Source organism: Photobacterium leiognathi (genome assembly GCF_030685535.1).
Lineage (GTDB): Bacteria > Pseudomonadota > Gammaproteobacteria > Enterobacterales > Vibrionaceae > Photobacterium > Photobacterium leiognathi.
In genome coordinates, this window is the sequence record NZ_CP131601.1 from 1886271 (window position 1) to 1904756 (window position 18486).

Genomic DNA, 18486 nt, shown 5'->3' on the forward strand with positions numbered 1-18486 from the left:
AGTAATAACTTTTACAATTTTTATGCAATTTTTCACTGTTTTATATTGCCTCTGTAAAATTTATAAGTATCATCAAATTTCAATCCTTTGAGTAGAGGCGCGCTGCCTATTAGTATCCAGATGGAGGGTGACACCTAAGAAGTCTGGGGAAAGGAGTCGGCGCCGAAGTCATTGTTGTGTCATCAACAGTGGCTGGGTCTGCATTAAATAAGTGCAGAACTGCCATAGTTTACGTAGTCTATGGAGCGCTACCCTAAGGGATACGACGAAGTATTTTTTCTACAGAAATCTGTTTCTCTATCCTTTCGGTAGATCTCCACCTAATATAGGTGTTTAAGAGATCCATGAATCTAGTTCAATATTCTGACTCCCTTTTATCAGTCGTTCCGGCATTACTTGCTGTTATTTTAGCTATCGCCACTCGTCGCGTATTGCTATCACTTGGTCTTGGCATTGTTGCTGGCGCAATCCTTCTTAATGATTACAACCCTTTAGCTGCGCTAAAATACATTGTTCATCAAGTCGTTGGTCTTATTTGGTCTGACGGTGCGGTAAATAGTGGCAACGTGAATATGATCATCTTCATGTTGTTACTAGGCGGTTTGATCAGCCTAATGACAGCAACAGGTGCAACCCGTGCATTTGCTGAATGGGGTTACCGCCGTTGTAAAGATCGCCGCAGTGCAAACATGCTAACAAGCCTAATGGTTTTTGCTTTCTTTATTGATGACTTCTTCCACAGCTTGTCTGTAGGTCCTATTTGTCGTCCTGTGACTGACCGTTTCAACATTTCACGTGCGAAACTGGCATACCTACTGGACTCAACTGCAGCGCCTGTTTGTGTCATTACACCTATTTCATCTTGGGGCGCATACATTATTGCAATCCTTGGCGGTATCCTAGCAACGAACCATATTACTGATATCAGCGCGATTTCATTATTCGTTCAAATGATCCCAATGAACCTATACGCGGTGTTCACACTGCTTATGGTTATCGTGGTTATCTTCTTCCAACTAAACATTGGTCCAATGCGTCAACACGAAGCATGGGCAGAAGAAGGTAAACTATGGGACGAATCAAAAGGTCACCCTAAAGGTCTAGAGATCACAACAGAATCTTCAGGCAAAGGCACGATGATCGACATGGTACTGCCGATCCTAACGTTAACAGTATCAAGTGTTATCTTTATGGTGATCAGCGGTGCAGACGTTCTAGCCTCTCGCGGTGAAGCATTTAGCCTAATTAAATCACTTGAACACACTGATTTAGGTTCATCACTGGTCAACGCCTCACTATGTAGCCTTGCTGTTTCAATGGTATTAGCACTTCGCTTAAAGCTATCACTAAAAACATGGCTAACAGCAGCACCACAAGGTATTCAAGCAATGATGCCTGCGATCGTTATCCTAATGTTCGCATGGACTATCGGTACTGTAGTAAGTGACATGAAAACTGGTCTGTACCTAGCTTCATTAACGAAAGGTGGCTTCCCTACTGAACTACTACCTGCATTAGTATTCGTTCTATCTTGCGCAATGTCTTTCGCGACAGGTACAAGCTGGGGTACGTTCGGTATCATGTTGCCACTAGCGGGTGATATGGCGGTAGCAAGTGATGCTCACCTACTAATGCCTATGCTTTCTGCGGTACTTGCTGGCTCTGTATTTGGCGACCACAGCTCACCAATTTCAAGCACAAGTATTCTGTCGGCAACTGGTGCTGGTAGCCACCACATGGATCACGTGATGACTCAGCTTCCTTACGCTGTAACAGTGGCATTCGGTGCATTATTAGGTTACTTAACCATGGGTATTATGTCGTCAACTATCGCTGGTATCGGCGTAAGTGCACTATGGTTCCTAGCATGTTGTACTATCCACCTTCGTCGTCACAGAAAATACCAACAAGCGGTAACAGCATAAGCTAACTGTCTAAATTCATAATAAATGAGATAACTCCCCGTTCGTTTTATCCTGTAATTGCTTTATGCTTAGGGTTAAACAACGGGGATTTTTTACATCAAATTTAGGAAAGAAACATGGAATACTTACACACAATGATCCGCGTGAGCAACCTAGATGCATCACTGGACTTTTACTGTAATAAGTTAGGATTGGTTGAAGTTAACCGTAAAGAAAGTGAGCGTGGACGCTTTACCCTTGTGTTCCTTGCAGCACCAAGCCAAGCGGAAGCAGCAAAAGAGACCAAATCACCGTTGCTTGAACTGACTTACAATTGGGATCCTGAAGAGTACACTGGCGGTCGTAATTTTGGACACTTAGCGTTTACAGTTGAGAACATTTACGAGTTATGTGCGCGCCTACAAGATAACGGGGTTGTTATCAATCGCCTACCACGTGATGGACACATGGCATTCGTTCGCTCACCTGATGGTATTTCTATTGAATTACTGCAAAAAGGTGATGCACTTGAAGCGCAAGAGCCTTGGGCATCAATGCAAAACCAAGGCGAATGGTAATAAGCGATTCTTGCTACTTGTCAGTGCAAGAGTGCTGGCAAGTAGCTTTTCAAGAAGTGAGGAAATTAAGCTATAGAACAATAATGCCTAGCTGACTTAATAACTGCTCTTGTTGCCAATCACAAATTTTCACTCCTTGTAGATTCACGCGTCGAATATCAACCCCTTCTAAATCCACATGACAAAGATCTGCCCCTTCAAACATACATTGCTGCCAATGTTCAGAAGAAAACTCACCTCGGCTAAGATCAGAGCCTTTCAAAGAAGTGGCTAATAAATTTGCCCCATTCCAACGATTTTCAAACAGCTCGCATTGCTCCAGTTTTACATCTTCAAAGTTGCTATAGCTTAAGTTACAGCCCGTAATATATGCTGAACTAAAGAAGGTATTTTGAGTGATGTAGTTGGAGAACGACGCATACTGAAAATCGGCTCCCTGCAAGTTTGAGCCTCGCATTTCAATGCCAAAGCACTGCGCATGACGAAAATTCGCCATTGATAAATTACAGTTTTTAAAGCTGGCATCTTTGAGTTTAGCGTAGGAAAAATTAGCACCCTGCTCATCACCAGCTTCAATAAAACTACAGCCAATAAAGCTTGCTTCTAACAAATTAGCTCGTGAAAAATCACAGCGATAAAACTGGCAGTTTTCAAAAATTGCTTCAGACAAATCTTGACCAGAAAAACACTCAGACTGATAACATTTACCTACAACATGCATAATTTCTATTTATTCCTTAGATAAAAAAACGCTGTTATTGATTACTCAATAACAGCGTTTCGATTTTACATTAAAGCAAACAAGCTAATTAGTTAGGTACATCACAGTTAGACACTGCAGATGGTACTTGTTTAATTTCTTTAACTTGGTAAGTGTTTTGTAGGCTACGGAACACTTTAGCACTGTAGTAATCACCATTATCAATGCTGAAAGTAATAAGGTAATTCATACCTGCAACCACTTGCTGACGCACTTCGTAAATTTTACCTAGCTGATGATCACCTGAAATTTCTTTCACAGCTTCTTTTGCAGCTTGTTCTACTTCAGGAGTGATTTTGCCTTGAGCCCAACCACCAGCAATTGCTTGAGTGAAATCACAACCTGTTTGCACATTTGCCTCTTCTTTTGTTTCGTTTTTTGCAGAGCTACACGCAACTAATACAATTGAACTTAAAGCGATCAGTAAAATTTTCTTTTTCATTTTCTTATCCTAAATACACAACCTTTCTATATATATGACCAGAAAATGTGACCAAACGCAAACAATTTTGTTTAAAACGTCATTTTATTGCTGAAAAAAGCCATAAATACAAATTTATTTGCATTTTAAATAACGTACTTTCTATATGACTCCTGATTAATATCCTCAATCTCTACTGTCACACAGATATCATTATGGAACATAGCTGCTACTTGATGGAGGATAACTTCAGCGAGATTATCTTTTTGCTTAGGATCCCTACCTGGCAGCACTCTTACCGTAATATGAACAAAAGGTTTCTCTGTTGTTCCCGTTCGATAAAACTCAAAAGGGATTGCACGTGTTTTGATGTCTTCTTCATCAAACAGACCTGAACTAAAAGTCGCATAATGGGTGGTTGCCATTAGTTCGTTAATATTGATATCAGTTTCAAGATCTTTGGCATACTCAATAATGCAATGCGGCACAACAACTCTCCTTTCCATTGATGTAATGTTTACACGAAAACACTAGCACATATAAAAACGAGAACTCATAGCAAGATCTGTTTTTTGATAAAAATCATTACTAACAACTGGGTTATTTTAGTTTCTGTGATTTATGCACGGGATCGGTAAAAAATAAGTTGTGACAATGTTACTCACGTTATTTTAAAACGTTAGCACCTTATCTGCGATTAACGTCCAGTGAGCTAAATCATCTAATGTACCTATTTCACAACCCTCAATCAGCAGTTCTTGTGATAAACCACGAGCACTACAGCATGTTTTACATAACGACACTTCACTCCCCTGTGCTAAGGCAATTTCAACCATTTGCTGAATATCATAACCTTCAACAGGATTTTGCTTATGCATTGCACACATCACAGCATCAGACATTAAGAACAGCTTAATTTGAGTGGATTGTTCTTCTTGCTCATTTAACTTAATCGCTAGACGTAACGCATTAAATGGACGCTCTGAACCATAAGGGGCATCATTAATAACAATTAAAATGGTTTGCATAACATACTCTTTCAAAAACCGGATCGATAAGAAAAAGATTGTCACACAAATATAGTGGGATTAATACAGCGTCTAATTCATTACTCCTCGTGAATAGCAATGAATAATTTAGTAATAGAGATCACATTTTAAGTGCTTTTCTCTTTAACGTGCGTTTACAAAACACTCTGTTAGCGCAAATAATTGTCGCAAATTCAATTTATATGCACATTCTGCTATTAACCGTTGAAATAATTTGGCACATTACCGCCTCAGTTGGTTTACTGCTTGATTTCCTCCAGCTGTCATGTGTTTAACTTCTAGCTAGAGATCATCAAATGAGCCATCGTCTCCAACTTACTCATGCCCCGTCAGTCCTGTTTTTATTTGGCCTTTCCGGTGCAGGTAAATCGTTCGTCGGTGATGTAATTGGCGATCACGATGATTGGTTTGTTTATCATGCTGATGATGATCTTACCGATGAAATGCTAGATGTTATTCACGCAAACCAACCATTCACTGAAGAAATGCGTGATAATTTTTTTGAACGCATTAGCAAAAAAGTAAACCAATTCCGTAGCCAATATTCTCGTGTTGTTGTCACTCAAGGCGCTTATAAAAAGAAGCATCGTGATTATCTACGTCAAACGATTAATGATATTGAATTGATTTACGTCACAGCGACAGATTCACTCATTCATCAACGTTTGGAATACCGTATTAACGGCATCTCTAATAAGAGTGCTGAAGCGATTAAACACATTTTTGAAGTACCAGACTCATCAGTTAAAACCATCTTTAACTATGAAGGTAAAACATCAATTATCGAACAGCTAAACAATTTTTATAGTGAGAAATTAATTGAAAGCAGTGAAACAATTTGCGAATAGTCATTAGATTAGCGTAATTTTACTGAAAGGTTTCTTTAATCCATATTTAATCTTTAATATTAAATAGTTCGTTCATCACGTTTCTGTATATTCACCCTTAAACATATGCATATTTTGGCATAAACTTACCCTTGTATATGTTGTGCTTATTTTAAGGTGTGTATGTGAGTGGGTTAAAACCGTATCTTGTTGTCATCTTTATGCCCTTAGTGGCAATTGTGGCTATTTTAAGTCTTTACTCTTATCAGAAAGACAGTATTCAATTAACGGAACACATCAAAGAGAATGAACTTAGTCAGTTAGAGTCTCTCATTCACCTTACTAATCTTCACCTTAATACGGTTTCCGAAGATTTAAATAGCCTTACATACCAACTGCAACAAGAACCGCTTCATGAACCACTACGTGTATTAGAAAAAGCACGTGTTTTAAAACAATTTAAAAGCCTTTTAATCAACTCCGATTTATACGACTCTATTCGCCTTATCGACTACAAAAACACCCAAGTGCTTTTCTTGAAAAAAGCAGAAAACGGCTTTTACATTGATTACAATCACACGATTAATGATGAACAGCAATTAAGAAATATCGACCATACCTTTTCTATTGAAAATAAAAAGAATTATATCGATAAATCAGATAACACGATCTCATTCTACCAACACCTTAAAATGGAGAATAGCCATTGGGTGATCCAACTAAGTTATCGCCATCTACCTATTAACGATCTCTCAAATAATAACGGACGAGTGAATTTCATTATTAACCATGATGGACAGTGGATCTCTCCTCCTTACTTGCAAAAATCATTGACGACAGAGCAGATCAATTCAAATACAGCTGAAGATGTTTTATTTTCTGATGCTTACCCATATTTATGGAATACAGTTAAACGGTTAGATAAAGGACAAACCATTATTGGTAATTACCTTTATAGCTATAGCCCAGTGATTTTTAATAGCGATCAGCATGAAGATAACCTAAGCAATGATATTTCTGAATGGGTTTTAATTTCCTCTATTAATATAAGTAAAGAGCTTAACAGCTTATATTTCTCTAACTTTACCCGTATTCGATTAGCTGCAATCTGTGCGACATTCCTAGTGCTTATAGGCAGTACTGCATTACTTGTGTGCCGACTGGTTAAGAAGCACAAGAATGAACAAGAGCTACGTCAACAGCGCGACGATAACCTTAATCGTTATGCTGCAATCATTAAAAATAGTGAAGATGGCATTATTGTGCTTAACAATAAGCGCGTGATCACCGCTATTAATGATGCGGCTTTTACTATTTTAAACCTTCACGGTAACGCTCTACACAAACCTTTAATTGATCTATTTAAATCCGAGCAAATTAAAACTGAGTTAGTTAATTTACTTAATACTATCGATCTCTTACCTAACTCTGAACATTTAAAAACCCACATCAAATTAAAATTCAGGCGTTCAAAACACTTAGAAGTTATTGCAACTAAACAAGTCAATAACGTTGACGATAACATTCTGCTTCATATAGCCGATGTCACTTATTGGGTAGAACGTGAAAAACGATTACAAGCTCTTTCTCTAGCAGCAGAGCAAAGTACTGAATCTGTTGTGATCACGGATAAAAATGGGTTTATTCAATATGCTAACGGTGCTTATTTAAAACAAAGTAATAAAACATTTAAAGATCTAGTCGGTAGCCATAGCGCGTCTTGCTTTGATGATTATTTTGATAACGATAAAGAACGTGAAACTTTATTTAATAAATTAATGTCAGGGCAATCTATCCAGCATGTTATTGCTAAAAAGAAAGAGAACGACATTACTTATATTGATTACACAATCTCACCTATTCGCGGTGATGATGGCAAAATTTGTAACTACATCGCGACCAGTAAAGACATAACAGATCGCATTACTTATGAAAATAAGCTTCATCGGTTGGCGCACTACGACTCAATAACACAATTACCTAATCGGACACTGTTTAGTCAAGATATTGGCCGTAGCGCATTAGAAGCAGCAAAGCATCAAGCTCAAATTGCTGTCATGATTATCGACTTAGAGCTCACTAAACAACTACATGAATCCATGAGTAATGAGGAGATTGAAAAAATCCTCTTAATCTTATCTAAGCGGATTAAATCTAACTTAGATTCAAATGATATGTTAGCGCGTATTGATACTGATGAATTTGGCATTTTAATTCACGCATTTCATGACACTCAAGTCATTAACCAATTAGCGAAGCGACTCTTACAAATCATCAGTTCACCACTTTCGCTTGATTGCCAAGTTTTTTCTGTCTCAGCAAATATAGGTATCGCACTCAGCTCTAATAGTGAAACAGATCCTAAAATACTACAAAAATATGCGCATATTGCCCTATATCGTGCAAAGGCATTGGCTGGCAGCAACTACTGCTACTTCACTGAAGCAATGGAAGTGGAAAATGTACAACGACTATTACTAGAATCAGATTTAAGACGAACAATTGGTACTGACAGCTATGAATACTTTTATCAACCCAAAGTTAGTACTATTACCCACCGCTTATGTGGTGTTGAAGCGCTTTTAAGATGGAAAAACTGTAAAGGTGAATACCGCTCCCCTGCTGATGTGATCCCTATTCTTGAGTCATCAGAATTGATAATAGAAGCTTATGAGTACCTTATTCAACAAGCTTGTAAACAGCTTAAACAATGGCAAGATAAAGAGTATTTCTTTGATCTTGCAATTAATATCTCAGCTAGACAGTTACTTGAAGCCGATTTAGTACAATCAATTACTGATGCAATCTCTCAATCAGGTTGTGACCCTCGCTATTTGGAGCTTGAACTGACTGAAAGTGTATTAATGTGTGATGTGCAATTTGCATTAACGCAACTACAGGAACTGCGTGATTTAGGGATAAAAATTGCCATTGATGATTTTGGTACTGGCTACTCATCACTTGCTTATTTATCACGCTTTCCAATCAATATTCTTAAAGTTGATAGAGAATTTATTAAGGAGCTACCTTTTAATAAAGATAGCATTACCATTTGTCGCTCAATCATTGAATTAGCACATAACCTTAATCTCACCATTGTCGCTGAAGGTGTTGAGAATCAAGATCAACTTGAGTTTTTAGAGTCTCTCGGTGTAGAGGAGCTACAAGGTTACCACTTTGATAAACCACTCCCTCTTACTAGTTTTGAAGATAAGTACCTTATGGAAGAAACAAAATCACCAGTTTTAACTTGATACAGGTTCTCATCAATTCAATTGTGGCTTATCATTATAAAAGAATGATTGTTATGTAGGGTGCTTTGATGAGCTTTGATGAACATTTAAATAACTTTATCAAGCAGCGAGAACAGTTTGGTACGCCTAGTCAGCAACGACAACAAAAACGCAATGCTTATGTTGTCGTTGATGCAACGGATCAAAGTAAAGCTCGTGAAGCTATGGCGAAAGAGCAAGAACTCGCCTCAAAACGTGCAGAGTTCGAAACAAAACAGCATCATGATCGTATTAAAGGTCGCTGCGTATTACCGGATGAAGCAAAAGCATTAGAAAGTACTCAAACACATGCTAGACCAGCTGATCCTGGTCGTATTGCTTATATCCAGCAACTGAAAAAAGATCTCAAACTAAAAAAGTACAGCAACTAGTCTTAATTTTGAATAAACAAAGAGGAAGCAAATCGATTGCTTCCTTTTTTGTATGCATAGGGTTGATAAATTTTGTACTTTTAATGCATAAAAATTCGTAATAAATTTTAGTTCTCTACATAAATTTGACAAAAAACAACCACCAATTACAGCATTCAGTACTATTAAAATCGGGATTTCAAACTTTTTTCGAATTTTTATTAAAATAAATCCAGGAAAATATGCTTGTAAAATAATCAATCTTACTGTGTGAGAATAAAGGCTTTTTTTTAAATTGCATTCATAGCAACTAAAATTGCATTTTAACCATCGTATTACAGCGATGATTTCGGATTAAATAGGCTCATGTGCATTGATTTACACATTATTTGTAAAGCAACTCTATGTTTTTAAAGTCATTTGGAAATTTAAAGATCATAATTTTGTAAATTTTCTTTGCACTTTTACTCAGTGTTAAAACACAACAAAGAATCCTTTATTTAAAAACACATTATTTACATTTAAATAAATAAGAAATAACAACAATCTTCATTTTTGATAAATATATTCGATAATACATACAATTAAGCGATTAAATTCTTAATTGCCTACTATATTAAGTAATAAATAGCAATATGGTAAGAACGGCTTTTACAAGTTAAAATTACCGTCAAAGAAATACAATAGAAGATTATCGATGAACACAACTATTCAAATTAATGAGCTCGAATCTTTGCTCATAGCAATAATCGTGCTTTTTCTCGGTTACTTTATTAACAGCAAAGTTGCGTTTTTAAGAAAATATAATATCCCTGAACCTATTGTTGGTGGCTTAGTTGTCGCTGTTGTTATTACTATTTTCCATTTCCAAGGTTTTGACATTGTTTTCAAACTCAGCATGAAAAATGCACTAATGGAAATGTTCTTTGCAACTGTTGGTTTAGCTGCGAGTTATAAATTATTAGCGAAGGGTGGATCCCGCGTTTTCCTTTTCTTAGCGCTAGCCACTGTTTTTATCGTTATCCAGAATGCTGTAGGTGTAAGTTTAAGTAAGCTACTTGGTCTAGATCCTTTACTTGGTCTTGTGGTTGGTTCAATTACCCTATCAGGTGGTCATGGTACAGGTGCAGCTTGGGCACAAACCTTCTCTACTGATTACGGCTTAAATACGCTTGAACTGTCTATGGCTTCAGCAACCTTTGGATTGATCATGGGTGGTATTATTGGTGGACCTGTTGCACAGCGTTTGATCAATAAATACAACCTAAAATCTGATTTTGGTGAAAGTGGTAACCACCACATCGATCACCCAGATCTTGTGACTTACAGTGATAAAGAAGAAGATCGCATTACTTCAAAAAACACCATTGAAGTGCTGTTTATCCTTCTACTTTGTGTTGCAGGTGCATCACATGCTAAAGACTTTGTAGACAGTTTTGGTATTAGTGCCCTACGCATTCCTGAGTTCGTTTACGCACTATTTATCGGTGTGTTTATTACTAACTTGTGTGAAGGTACTAAGTGCTACAAAATCAACAAAGAAACTGTTGATGCATTAGGTACAATTTCATTATCCCTATTCTTAGCAATGGCACTGATGAGTCTGCATTTATGGGAACTGATGGATCTTGCACTACCAATGCTTGTGATTCTTGTTGTACAGACTATCGTACTCGCACTGTTTACTTACTTTGTCACTTTCCGTGTTATGGGTAAGAACTACGATGCAGCAATCATTGCAGGTGGTCACTGTGGTTTTGGTATGGGTGCAACACCAACAGCAGTAATGAACATGGGTGCACTTGTATCGCGTAATGGCCCATCGCCACAGGCATTTATGGTAGTGCCAATTGTAGGTGCGTTCTTTATTGATATTACGAACCTTCTTGTTCTTCAAGGTTATATTAGTTTCCTTGGTCACTAATAGTTCGCAATAAGCAGAAAAATACCATTAAGGGGAAAGAGAAATCTTTCCCCTTTTTATTTTCTCAAGAAAACACCCTCAAAAAAATAAAACAATTCATTTACAAATAATCTTATTAATCTGTGATTCTAAATTCGGATTCCATTTTATTTTTGTCATTTCCCTTCATTTGTAACAAAGAATTTCTATCCAATTTTAAATTTGAAAAATCTTGATAATATTCGCCAACTTTTAAAACCTACGTTTGAACAAATAACCTAGATTTTGTTGGCGAAAGCTTTTGCTTACAAAGTGCTAATTGAGATAAGTATGAAAAAATTTGATAGAGCGATGCAGATCCTGCTTGCAGGTTTCTGTATCAACTTGTGTATGGGTATTCTTTACGCGTGGAGTGTTTTCAAAAAAGCACTTGTTGTTGATCTTGGCTGGTCGAATGCCGATGCATCACTACCTTACACAGTAGCGATTATTACATTCTCATTGTCATTACTGGTTGCAGGTATTCTTCAAGACCGCATGGGTCCTCGTCGTGTACTTATTCTAGGTACTATGATGGTAGGTCTGGGTATGATCGTTTCAAGCTTTGCTACATCGCCAGCAATGCTGATCGTTACCTTCGGTATCATGACAGGTTGTGGTATTGGTTTTGGCTACGCATGTTTAAGCCCATCAGCTATGAAGTGGTTCCACCCTTCTAAAAAAGGTTTAGTTAATGGCTTAATCGCAGCAGGTTTTGGTCTAGCGGCAGTTTACCTTGCACCACTAACGTCTTTCCTAATTAAAGATTTTGGTATTAACAACAGCTTTATGATCCTAGGTATTGCGATCATTGTTATTGCTGTGCCACTAGCATTTACTATTAATAATCCACCAGCTGACTACACACCTGAAGTACCAGCAGGTTATGATGCGAAAAACAAATCTGGCAATGCTGCTGATTTAAATTGGCGCTCAATGCTTAAAACACCTCAATTCTACTCACTATGGGTGATGTACGCATTTGCTTCAGCGTCTGGTCTAATGATCATCGGTAACATTACGTCTATTGCTGCAACGCAAGCTAACATTACAGATGCAGCTTACCTTGTTGTGATTTTAGCTATCTTCAACTCTGGCGGCCGTGTTGCAGCAGGTATTCTGTCTGACAAGATTGGTGGTATTAAGACTCTGATGATCGCTTTCATTATGCAAGCAATCAACATGGTGATGTTTGCAACGTTCAAGTCTGACTTTACCTTAATTATCGGTGCAGCGGTTGCGGGTGTAGGTTACGGTACGCTACTAGCGGTATTCCCGTCTATCATTGCTGACTTCTACGGTCTAAAGAACTACGGCGCAAACTATGGCGTTCTTTACACAGCTTGGGGTGTGAGTGGTTTCATCGGTCCAGTTGTTGCAGCATTCGCTGTTGATACAACAGGTACTTACACACTAGCTTACACTGTGTGTTCTGTAATGCTTGCGGTTGCTGTTGTACTTTCTTTTCTTACTAAGAAAGTAGATTCTGAAGCATTAGCTAAGAAAATGGCCAACGCATAACACCAGAAATACTTAATGAAAGGCTCAGTTAATCTGAGTCTTTCTTTTTTCTAAGATCATTTCATTAATTTTAAAAATAAACAATACTCCGTTAGTAAACCCACAGATATTAGGCATAAATACCATTATAATTAAAGAAAATACTTCTTTTATCTACTAACAAAGATTTTACCAGTTATTTTACCCAGGATTTTAAAATCGCAACAACCTGCATATTTAATCAAAATTTTGAATATACCCTTCTGTAAATCCAATACTTACCCTCCTATTTCTCTGACTGCTTTAATTTTTTATACAACTGTTTAAATCCTGTCACCGCGTAAAAAGACACGAAAATATCTAAACAATCATAATATTACCTAAACTTAATATTGATGATTTTAAGCAGTGAATAATTAATCACAAATCGTAACTATTCCTATTTTGTTCGTTTTTTCATCTTGTTAGCGTTCCGTGATCTTCATCGCGCCAATCACTAGACCTTTTTTTTTCTCTTTCTATAATTAACAACTGTTAATAGTTTGTTAATTTATTTGTTTTTACAGTTTTAATTTCACATCAGGACCAACAAAGGAAGGTACAAATGGCTAATAAATTATCAGTTGTATTTGCGGCGTTAGCCTCTTCAACTGCCCTTTTTGCTGCAAATGTTAATGCTGAAGCCACGCTCGATAAGGTAATGAAGCAAGGTTATATTCAATGTGGTGTCAGTGCTGGTCTACCTGGTTTTTCTAACCCAAATGCTAAGGGTCAATGGGAAGGACTTGATGTAGAGTTTTGTCAAGCAATCGCTGCTGCAACGATTGGCGATAAATCTAAAGTCAAATACATTCCGCTAACAGCAAAAGAACGTTTCACTGCCCTACAGTCTGGTGAAATTGACGTGTTATCACGTAACACAACATGGACACTGCACCGCGATACCGCGCTGGGTTTGAACTTTACAGGCGTTAACTACTACGACGGTCAAGGCTTCATGGTGAAAAAAGACATGGGCATCAAAAGTGCAAAAGAGCTTAACGGTGCTGCCGTTTGTGTACAATCAGGTACAACAACTGAACTCAACCTTGCCGATTACTTCCGTGTAAACGGTATGGAATACAAGCCCGTAGTATTTGATACTGCGCCACAAACGTCTAAAGGTTTCGACTCAGGTCGTTGTGATGTGCTAACTACCGACCAATCTGGTCTATATGCCCTTCGCTTAAACCTAAAAGATCCAAGCTCTGCGGTTGTCCTACCAGAAATCATTTCAAAAGAGCCATTAGGTCCTGTCGTACGTCAAGGTGATGATCAATGGTTCAACATCGTACGCTGGACGCTATTTACCATGATCAACGCTGAAGAGTTTGGTGTGACATCAGCCAATGTAGATAAGCTGGCTAAAGAGTCAAAAGATCCTAACATTCGCCGCCTAATTGGTTTAGATGGACCAAAAGGTAAAGGCTTGGGTCTGAAAGACGATTGGGGTTACCAAATCATTAAACAGGTTGGTAACTACGGTGAGAGCTTTGAACGTACTGTTGGTGAAGGTTCTCCTCTGAAAATTAAACGTGGTCTGAATGCGCTATGGACACAAGGCGGTATCCAATACGCACCACCAATTCGTTAATCTTTTTCTCCCAAGTTACCTCGCGGTACCAGGGTAGATCACCTTTTAAGATAATAAGAAACTTCGCAATACATAGGGATTCGGGATCGGATCCCTACTTTACATCTCAATAGGAACTGAGGTTGTTTTATGGCTCCTACATCACAAACGTCAGATGTATCACGTCTAAAATCTAAACAAAGCATTTTCTATAACCCCACTTTTCGCTCTGTGATATTTCAAGTGGTGGCTGTAGTTGGACTAGTGTTCTTTTTTTACTCTATCGTAAATAATGCGCTAACCAATTTAGAGTCTCGTGGTATTTCTACAGGCTTCGACTTTCTAACCCAAGAAGCAGGTTTCGGGATCGGTTTAACTCTGATCGAATATGATGAAACTTATAGCTATGGGCGAACATTTGTTGTCGGATTACTTAACACTGCATTAGTAGCGGTATTAGGTATTATCCTTGCAACAATCATCGGCTTTATCATGGGCGTGGCTCGCCTATCATCTAACTGGTTGATCAGTCGATTAGCCGCCGTCTACATTGAAGTATTTCGTAATATCCCACTCTTATTGCAAATCTTTTTTTGGTATTTTGCAGTGCTTCAAGCACTCCCTTCGCCACGACAAAGTGTCAGTTTGGGTGAAGCCATCTTTCTTAATGTTCGTGGATTATCGATCCCAAGCCCTATCTACGGCTCAGGCTCAGAAATCATCGGCTGGTGTTTGGCCATTGCGGTGGTGTTATCGATTATTTTCTACCGTTACGCTAAAAAGAAACAGCAACAAACAGGACAACAACTGCCTGTTTTATACACTGTCGCGGGGCTTGTTTTAGGCTTACCTTTGATTGCGTTTTTCGTCACAGGCATGCCGATCACACTAGAATATCCAGAGCTCAAAGGTTTTAACTTTAAAGGTGGTATCACCATCGTGCCTGAACTGGCAGCCTTGTTACTGGCATTAAGTATTTACACGGCCTCTTTCATCGCAGAGATTGTACGATCTGGTATCAACGCGGTTAGCCATGGGCAAACAGAAGCAGCCGAAGCACTTGGTTTATCCAAAGGTAAAACGTTACGTCTGGTAGTGGTGCCGCAAGCACTGCGTATTATTATTCCCCCACTCACGAGTCAATATCTAAACCTCACCAAAAACTCATCGCTTGCAATGGCAATTGGTTATCCAGATCTTGTCTCAGTCTTTGCTGGTACAACCTTAAACCAAACAGGACAAGCGATTGAAATCATTGCTATGACTATGGCGGTGTACTTAACACTAAGTTTATTAACTTCGTTATTGATGAATATCTATAACAAGAAAGTTGCATTGGTAGAGAGGTAACACGATGAAGAAACATGAATTTCTACCAGACTTGCCGCCACCAGCAAACACCGTTGGTATTATTGGCTGGCTACGAACGAACTTGTTTTCATCAATCACTAATAGTATTGCAACCCTTCTACTGGGCTATTTTGCTGTACTTGGGATCTGGTACATCATTGATTGGGCATTTATTAATGCCGATTGGTCTGGTGACAGCCGTGATGCCTGTACCAGCAGCGGTGCTTGTTGGACGTTTATCAACGTACGCTTTGATCAGTTTATGTATGGCTTCTATCCAACAGAAGAGTTATGGCGACCACAATTATTCTACGCCACATTAGCTATCTTCATTGGTTTGTTGGCCTACGAAAAAACGCCGTATCGTGGCTGGATTTGGCTGTTCTTCGTTAACATCTACCCATTTATTGCAGGTTTCTTACTTTACGGTGGCGTATTTGACCTACCTGTTGTGGAAACCCACCTTTGGGGCGGATTATTAATCACATTAATCATTGCCATTGTTGGTATTGTCGTCTCACTTCCTATCGGTGTCGTATTAGCCTTAGGTCGACGTTCTGAAATGCCGATCATCCGTAGTATTTGTACGGTATACATTGAACTATGGCGTGGAGTGCCACTAATCACTGTACTCTTTATGGCATCAGTGATGTTGCCGCTATTCCTATCATCAGAAATGGAAACCAATAAACTGATCCGCGCCTTAATGGGTGTTGTGATGTTCAGCGCCGCTTACATGGCAGAAGTCATACGTGGAGGCTTACAAGCGATCCCTAAAGGGCAATATGAAGCAGCTGACGCACTTGGGCTTACTTACTGGAAGAAGATGTACCTTATTGTGCTGCCACAAGCGCTGAAAATTACTATCCCATCGATTGTGAATACTTTTATTGGCTTATTTAAAGATACCAGTCTTGTTCTCATCATCGGCATGTTTGATGTGCTTGGTATTGGACAAGCAGCGACGACCGATCCTGAATGGTTAGGCTTTGCAACCGAGAGCTATGTATTCGTTGCACTGGTCTTCTGGATCTTCTGTTTTGGTATGTCACGTTACAGTATTTATTTAGAAAACAAGTTGCACACTGGACACAAACGTTAGCAAGGAAAGCATTATGACGAGTAGTACTTCAAAACCTCAAACTGATAACACCAGCTCAGATCTGATGATCCAGCTAACGGATGTGAATAAATGGTATGGTCAGTTCCATGTTCTCAAGAACGTCAATTTAAACGTCAAGAAAGGCGAAAAGATCGTTATCTGTGGCCCTTCTGGATCGGGAAAATCCACCATGATCCGCTGCATTAACAGTTTGGAAGAACACCAGAAAGGACAAATCATTGTTGGCGGCACTGAGCTTACAGACGATCTGAAAAACATTGAGTTAGTGCGCAAAGAAGTGGGCATGTGTTTTCAGCACTTTAACTTGTTTCCGCACTTGACCGTGTTAGAGAACTGTACCCTCGCCCCTATTTGGGTAAAGAAAATGCCCAAGAAAGAAGCAGAAGCGTTGGCAATGCAATATCTTGAACGTGTTCAGATCACCGATCAAGCCAATAAATTCCCCGGTCAACTGTCTGGTGGACAACAACAGCGTGTGAGTATAGCCCGTTCACTGTGTATGAACCCACAAGTCATGCTGTTTGACGAACCCACTTCAGCCCTTGATCCAGAAATGGTAAGAGAGGTACTGGATGTGATGGTTGAACTGGCTAACGAAGGCATGACCATGCTTTGTGTGACTCATGAAATGGGCTTTGCACGACAAGTTGCCGATCGGGTAATTTTTATGGATCAGGGCGAGATCATCGAAGAAAACAACCCACAAGATTTCTTTGATAACCCTAAATCAGACCGTACTCAGTTATTCTTAAGTCAGATCCTTCATTAATGGCAATTGCTGAATGTTTCAAAGAAAACAAAGTATTAGTAAAAGGCTCTGTTTCCTCTTTGAAACATTCAGTTACACATTAAACTCAATTTCACCACTTCGTTTAAGTATTATACTGGGTAGCAGTGTTAACGTGCTTCAACACAAAGATTTTAATATTGATGGCGTCGTTATACTTGCTTTTGTGGTAATTTAGCCTCATATATAAATGTATAGTCTTAATATAACTACCCTAAGGGGATTTTTATGAACGATCGTATAGTTAATCGTGACGGCGGTTACGAAGGCTTACTATCTACCAATAAGGTTTTACGTAACACCTACTTCTTACTTTCGTTAACTTTGCTATTTTCTGCTGCTGTAGCAGGAATTGCGATGGCAATGAATGTACCGCCAGTACACTGGATTGTGTTACTCGTTGGCTTCTACGGCCTAATTTTCTTAACTGAACGTAACCGTAACAGCAGCTTAGGTCTGTTCTTTGTCTTTGCACTAACCGGTTTCATGGGCTTTACCCTTGGTCCCATCCTGAATCTATATGTTAGCGCAGGCCTAGGCGATGTGGTTGTAACGGCTCTTGGTGGCACAGCGTTCACTTTCCTTGGCTGTTCAGCTTATGCATTAACAACCAAGCGAGATCTGTCATTCTTGAACGGTATGTTAATGGCTGGCTTTATCGCTATTATTGTTGCTATGGTTGCTAATATCTTCTTGAAGATGCCAATGCTGTCACTGGCTATTAGCGGTATGTTTGTACTGTTCTCATCAGCTGCAATTCTGCTGACTACTCAGTCAATTGTACGTGGCGGTGAAACAAACTACATCTCAGCAACAGTGACGTTGTATGTATCTATCTACAACCTATTCCTAAGCTTGTTGCAAATTCTTGGTGTTATCAACAGCGATAACAACTAAGACATTACTTAGTCGAATTTCAAATGCCCGCTATTTTGCGGGCATTTTTGTTTCTGAATACCTTTTCGCTAAACATATTATCGACTTTTACTT

16 protein-coding genes and 1 riboswitch are annotated in these 18486 nt (G+C 38.8%); of the genes, 12 read left to right on the top strand and 4 right to left on the bottom strand.

Going from position 1 to position 18486, the window contains the following annotated elements; genetic code table 11:
• Window positions 1-84 precede the first annotated feature (84 nt).
• Window positions 85-259: riboswitch (Lysine riboswitch) on the top strand.
• Between the two features lie 85 nt (window positions 260-344).
• Both Q7674_RS15725 and Q7674_RS15730 read left to right on the top strand, forming a co-directional pair.
• Window positions 345-1925: a Na+/H+ antiporter NhaC family protein gene (locus tag Q7674_RS15725; RefSeq protein WP_305422780.1), complete on the top strand. Its 1581-nt coding sequence runs from the start codon at window positions 345-347 to the stop codon at window positions 1923-1925.
• A 116-nt stretch (window positions 1926-2041) separates the two neighbouring features.
• Entirely contained in the window at window positions 2042-2482 is a 441-nt protein-coding gene (locus Q7674_RS15730; RefSeq protein WP_305422781.1) for a VOC family protein, read from the top strand.
• Between the two features lie 70 nt (window positions 2483-2552).
• On the opposite strand, the gene Q7674_RS15735 is transcribed toward Q7674_RS15730, so the two are convergent.
• The 4 genes from Q7674_RS15735 to Q7674_RS15750 form a co-directional block, all read right to left on the bottom strand.
• The gene (locus Q7674_RS15735; RefSeq protein WP_023931910.1) at window positions 2553-3203 is read right to left on the bottom strand and encodes a Qnr family pentapeptide repeat protein; all 651 of its coding nucleotides are present in this window, start codon (window positions 3201-3203) and stop codon (window positions 2553-2555) included.
• Window positions 3204-3291: 88 nt separating this feature from the next.
• Window positions 3292-3684 (bottom strand): cystatin domain-containing protein, encoded by a 393-nt coding sequence (locus tag Q7674_RS15740; RefSeq protein ID WP_023931909.1) that lies wholly within the window; start codon window positions 3682-3684, stop codon window positions 3292-3294.
• Window positions 3685-3809: 125 nt separating this feature from the next.
• Complete coding sequence (locus Q7674_RS15745; protein ID WP_008987271.1) at window positions 3810-4151, bottom strand: 5-carboxymethyl-2-hydroxymuconate Delta-isomerase; 342 nt, start codon at window positions 4149-4151, stop codon at window positions 3810-3812.
• 183 nt (window positions 4152-4334) lie between these two features.
• Entirely contained in the window at window positions 4335-4691 is a 357-nt protein-coding gene (locus Q7674_RS15750; protein WP_023931908.1) for a DsrE/DsrF/TusD sulfur relay family protein, read from the bottom strand.
• Between the two features lie 317 nt (window positions 4692-5008).
• Between Q7674_RS15750 and Q7674_RS15755 the strand changes: the two genes are divergently transcribed.
• The 10 genes from Q7674_RS15755 (at window position 5009) to Q7674_RS15800 (ending at window position 18393) form a co-directional block, all read left to right on the top strand.
• Window positions 5009-5560, top strand: coding sequence for an adenylyl-sulfate kinase (locus tag Q7674_RS15755; RefSeq protein ID WP_023931907.1), 552 nt, complete (start codon window positions 5009-5011; stop codon window positions 5558-5560).
• A gap of 164 nt (window positions 5561-5724) precedes the next feature.
• A complete protein-coding gene (locus Q7674_RS15760; protein ID WP_305422786.1) occupies window positions 5725-8793 on the top strand; it encodes an EAL domain-containing protein in 3069 nt (1022 codons plus the stop codon).
• 68 nt (window positions 8794-8861) lie between these two features.
• Window positions 8862-9203: a hypothetical protein gene (locus tag Q7674_RS15765; protein WP_023931905.1), complete on the top strand. Its 342-nt coding sequence runs from the start codon at window positions 8862-8864 to the stop codon at window positions 9201-9203.
• Between the two features lie 676 nt (window positions 9204-9879).
• Window positions 9880-11106: a sodium/glutamate symporter gene (gene gltS, locus Q7674_RS15770; RefSeq protein ID WP_023931904.1), complete on the top strand. Its 1227-nt coding sequence runs from the start codon at window positions 9880-9882 to the stop codon at window positions 11104-11106.
• A 309-nt stretch (window positions 11107-11415) separates the two neighbouring features.
• Window positions 11416-12645 (top strand): L-lactate MFS transporter, encoded by a 1230-nt coding sequence (locus Q7674_RS15775; RefSeq protein ID WP_023931902.1) that lies wholly within the window; start codon window positions 11416-11418, stop codon window positions 12643-12645.
• A 583-nt stretch (window positions 12646-13228) separates the two neighbouring features.
• Entirely contained in the window at window positions 13229-14257 is a 1029-nt protein-coding gene (locus Q7674_RS15780; protein WP_107229584.1) for an amino acid ABC transporter substrate-binding protein, read from the top strand.
• A 129-nt stretch (window positions 14258-14386) separates the two neighbouring features.
• Complete coding sequence (locus tag Q7674_RS15785) at window positions 14387-15586, top strand: amino acid ABC transporter permease (protein WP_045063080.1); 1200 nt, start codon at window positions 14387-14389, stop codon at window positions 15584-15586.
• A gap of 4 nt (window positions 15587-15590) precedes the next feature.
• Window positions 15591-16688, top strand: coding sequence for an amino acid ABC transporter permease (locus Q7674_RS15790; protein WP_023931899.1), 1098 nt, complete (start codon window positions 15591-15593; stop codon window positions 16686-16688).
• Between the two features lie 13 nt (window positions 16689-16701).
• Entirely contained in the window at window positions 16702-17478 is a 777-nt protein-coding gene (locus tag Q7674_RS15795; RefSeq protein WP_305422790.1) for an amino acid ABC transporter ATP-binding protein, read from the top strand.
• 246 nt (window positions 17479-17724) lie between these two features.
• Window positions 17725-18393 (top strand): Bax inhibitor-1/YccA family protein, encoded by a 669-nt coding sequence (locus Q7674_RS15800; protein WP_008987282.1) that lies wholly within the window; start codon window positions 17725-17727, stop codon window positions 18391-18393.
• Window positions 18394-18486 lie beyond the last annotated feature (93 nt).

Bases quoted from the DNA above. Each gene is read 5' to 3' on its own strand.
- Q7674_RS15775 (WP_023931902.1), top strand. From the start codon at position 11,416: ATGAAAAAATTTGATAGAGCGATGCAGATCCTGCTTGCAGGTTTCTGT.
- Q7674_RS15725 (WP_305422780.1), top strand. From the start codon at position 345: ATGAATCTAGTTCAATATTCTGACTCCCTTTTATCAGTCGTTCCGGCA.
- Q7674_RS15750 (WP_023931908.1), bottom strand. From the start codon at position 4,691: ATGCAAACCATTTTAATTGTTATTAATGATGCCCCTTATGGTTCAGAG.
- Q7674_RS15785 (WP_045063080.1), top strand. From the start codon at position 14,387: ATGGCTCCTACATCACAAACGTCAGATGTATCACGTCTAAAATCTAAA.
- Q7674_RS15765 (WP_023931905.1), top strand. From the start codon at position 8,862: ATGAGCTTTGATGAACATTTAAATAACTTTATCAAGCAGCGAGAACAG.
- Q7674_RS15790 (WP_023931899.1), top strand. From the start codon at position 15,591: ATGAAGAAACATGAATTTCTACCAGACTTGCCGCCACCAGCAAACACC.
- Q7674_RS15780 (WP_107229584.1), top strand. From the start codon at position 13,229: ATGGCTAATAAATTATCAGTTGTATTTGCGGCGTTAGCCTCTTCAACT.
- Q7674_RS15730 (WP_305422781.1), top strand. From the start codon at position 2,042: ATGGAATACTTACACACAATGATCCGCGTGAGCAACCTAGATGCATCA.
- Q7674_RS15795 (WP_305422790.1), top strand. From the start codon at position 16,702: ATGACGAGTAGTACTTCAAAACCTCAAACTGATAACACCAGCTCAGAT.
- Q7674_RS15800 (WP_008987282.1), top strand. From the start codon at position 17,725: ATGAACGATCGTATAGTTAATCGTGACGGCGGTTACGAAGGCTTACTA.
- gltS (WP_023931904.1), top strand. From the start codon at position 9,880: ATGAACACAACTATTCAAATTAATGAGCTCGAATCTTTGCTCATAGCA.
- Q7674_RS15735 (WP_023931910.1), bottom strand. From the start codon at position 3,203: ATGCATGTTGTAGGTAAATGTTATCAGTCTGAGTGTTTTTCTGGTCAA.
- Q7674_RS15740 (WP_023931909.1), bottom strand. From the start codon at position 3,684: ATGAAAAAGAAAATTTTACTGATCGCTTTAAGTTCAATTGTATTAGTT.
- Q7674_RS15755 (WP_023931907.1), top strand. From the start codon at position 5,009: ATGAGCCATCGTCTCCAACTTACTCATGCCCCGTCAGTCCTGTTTTTA.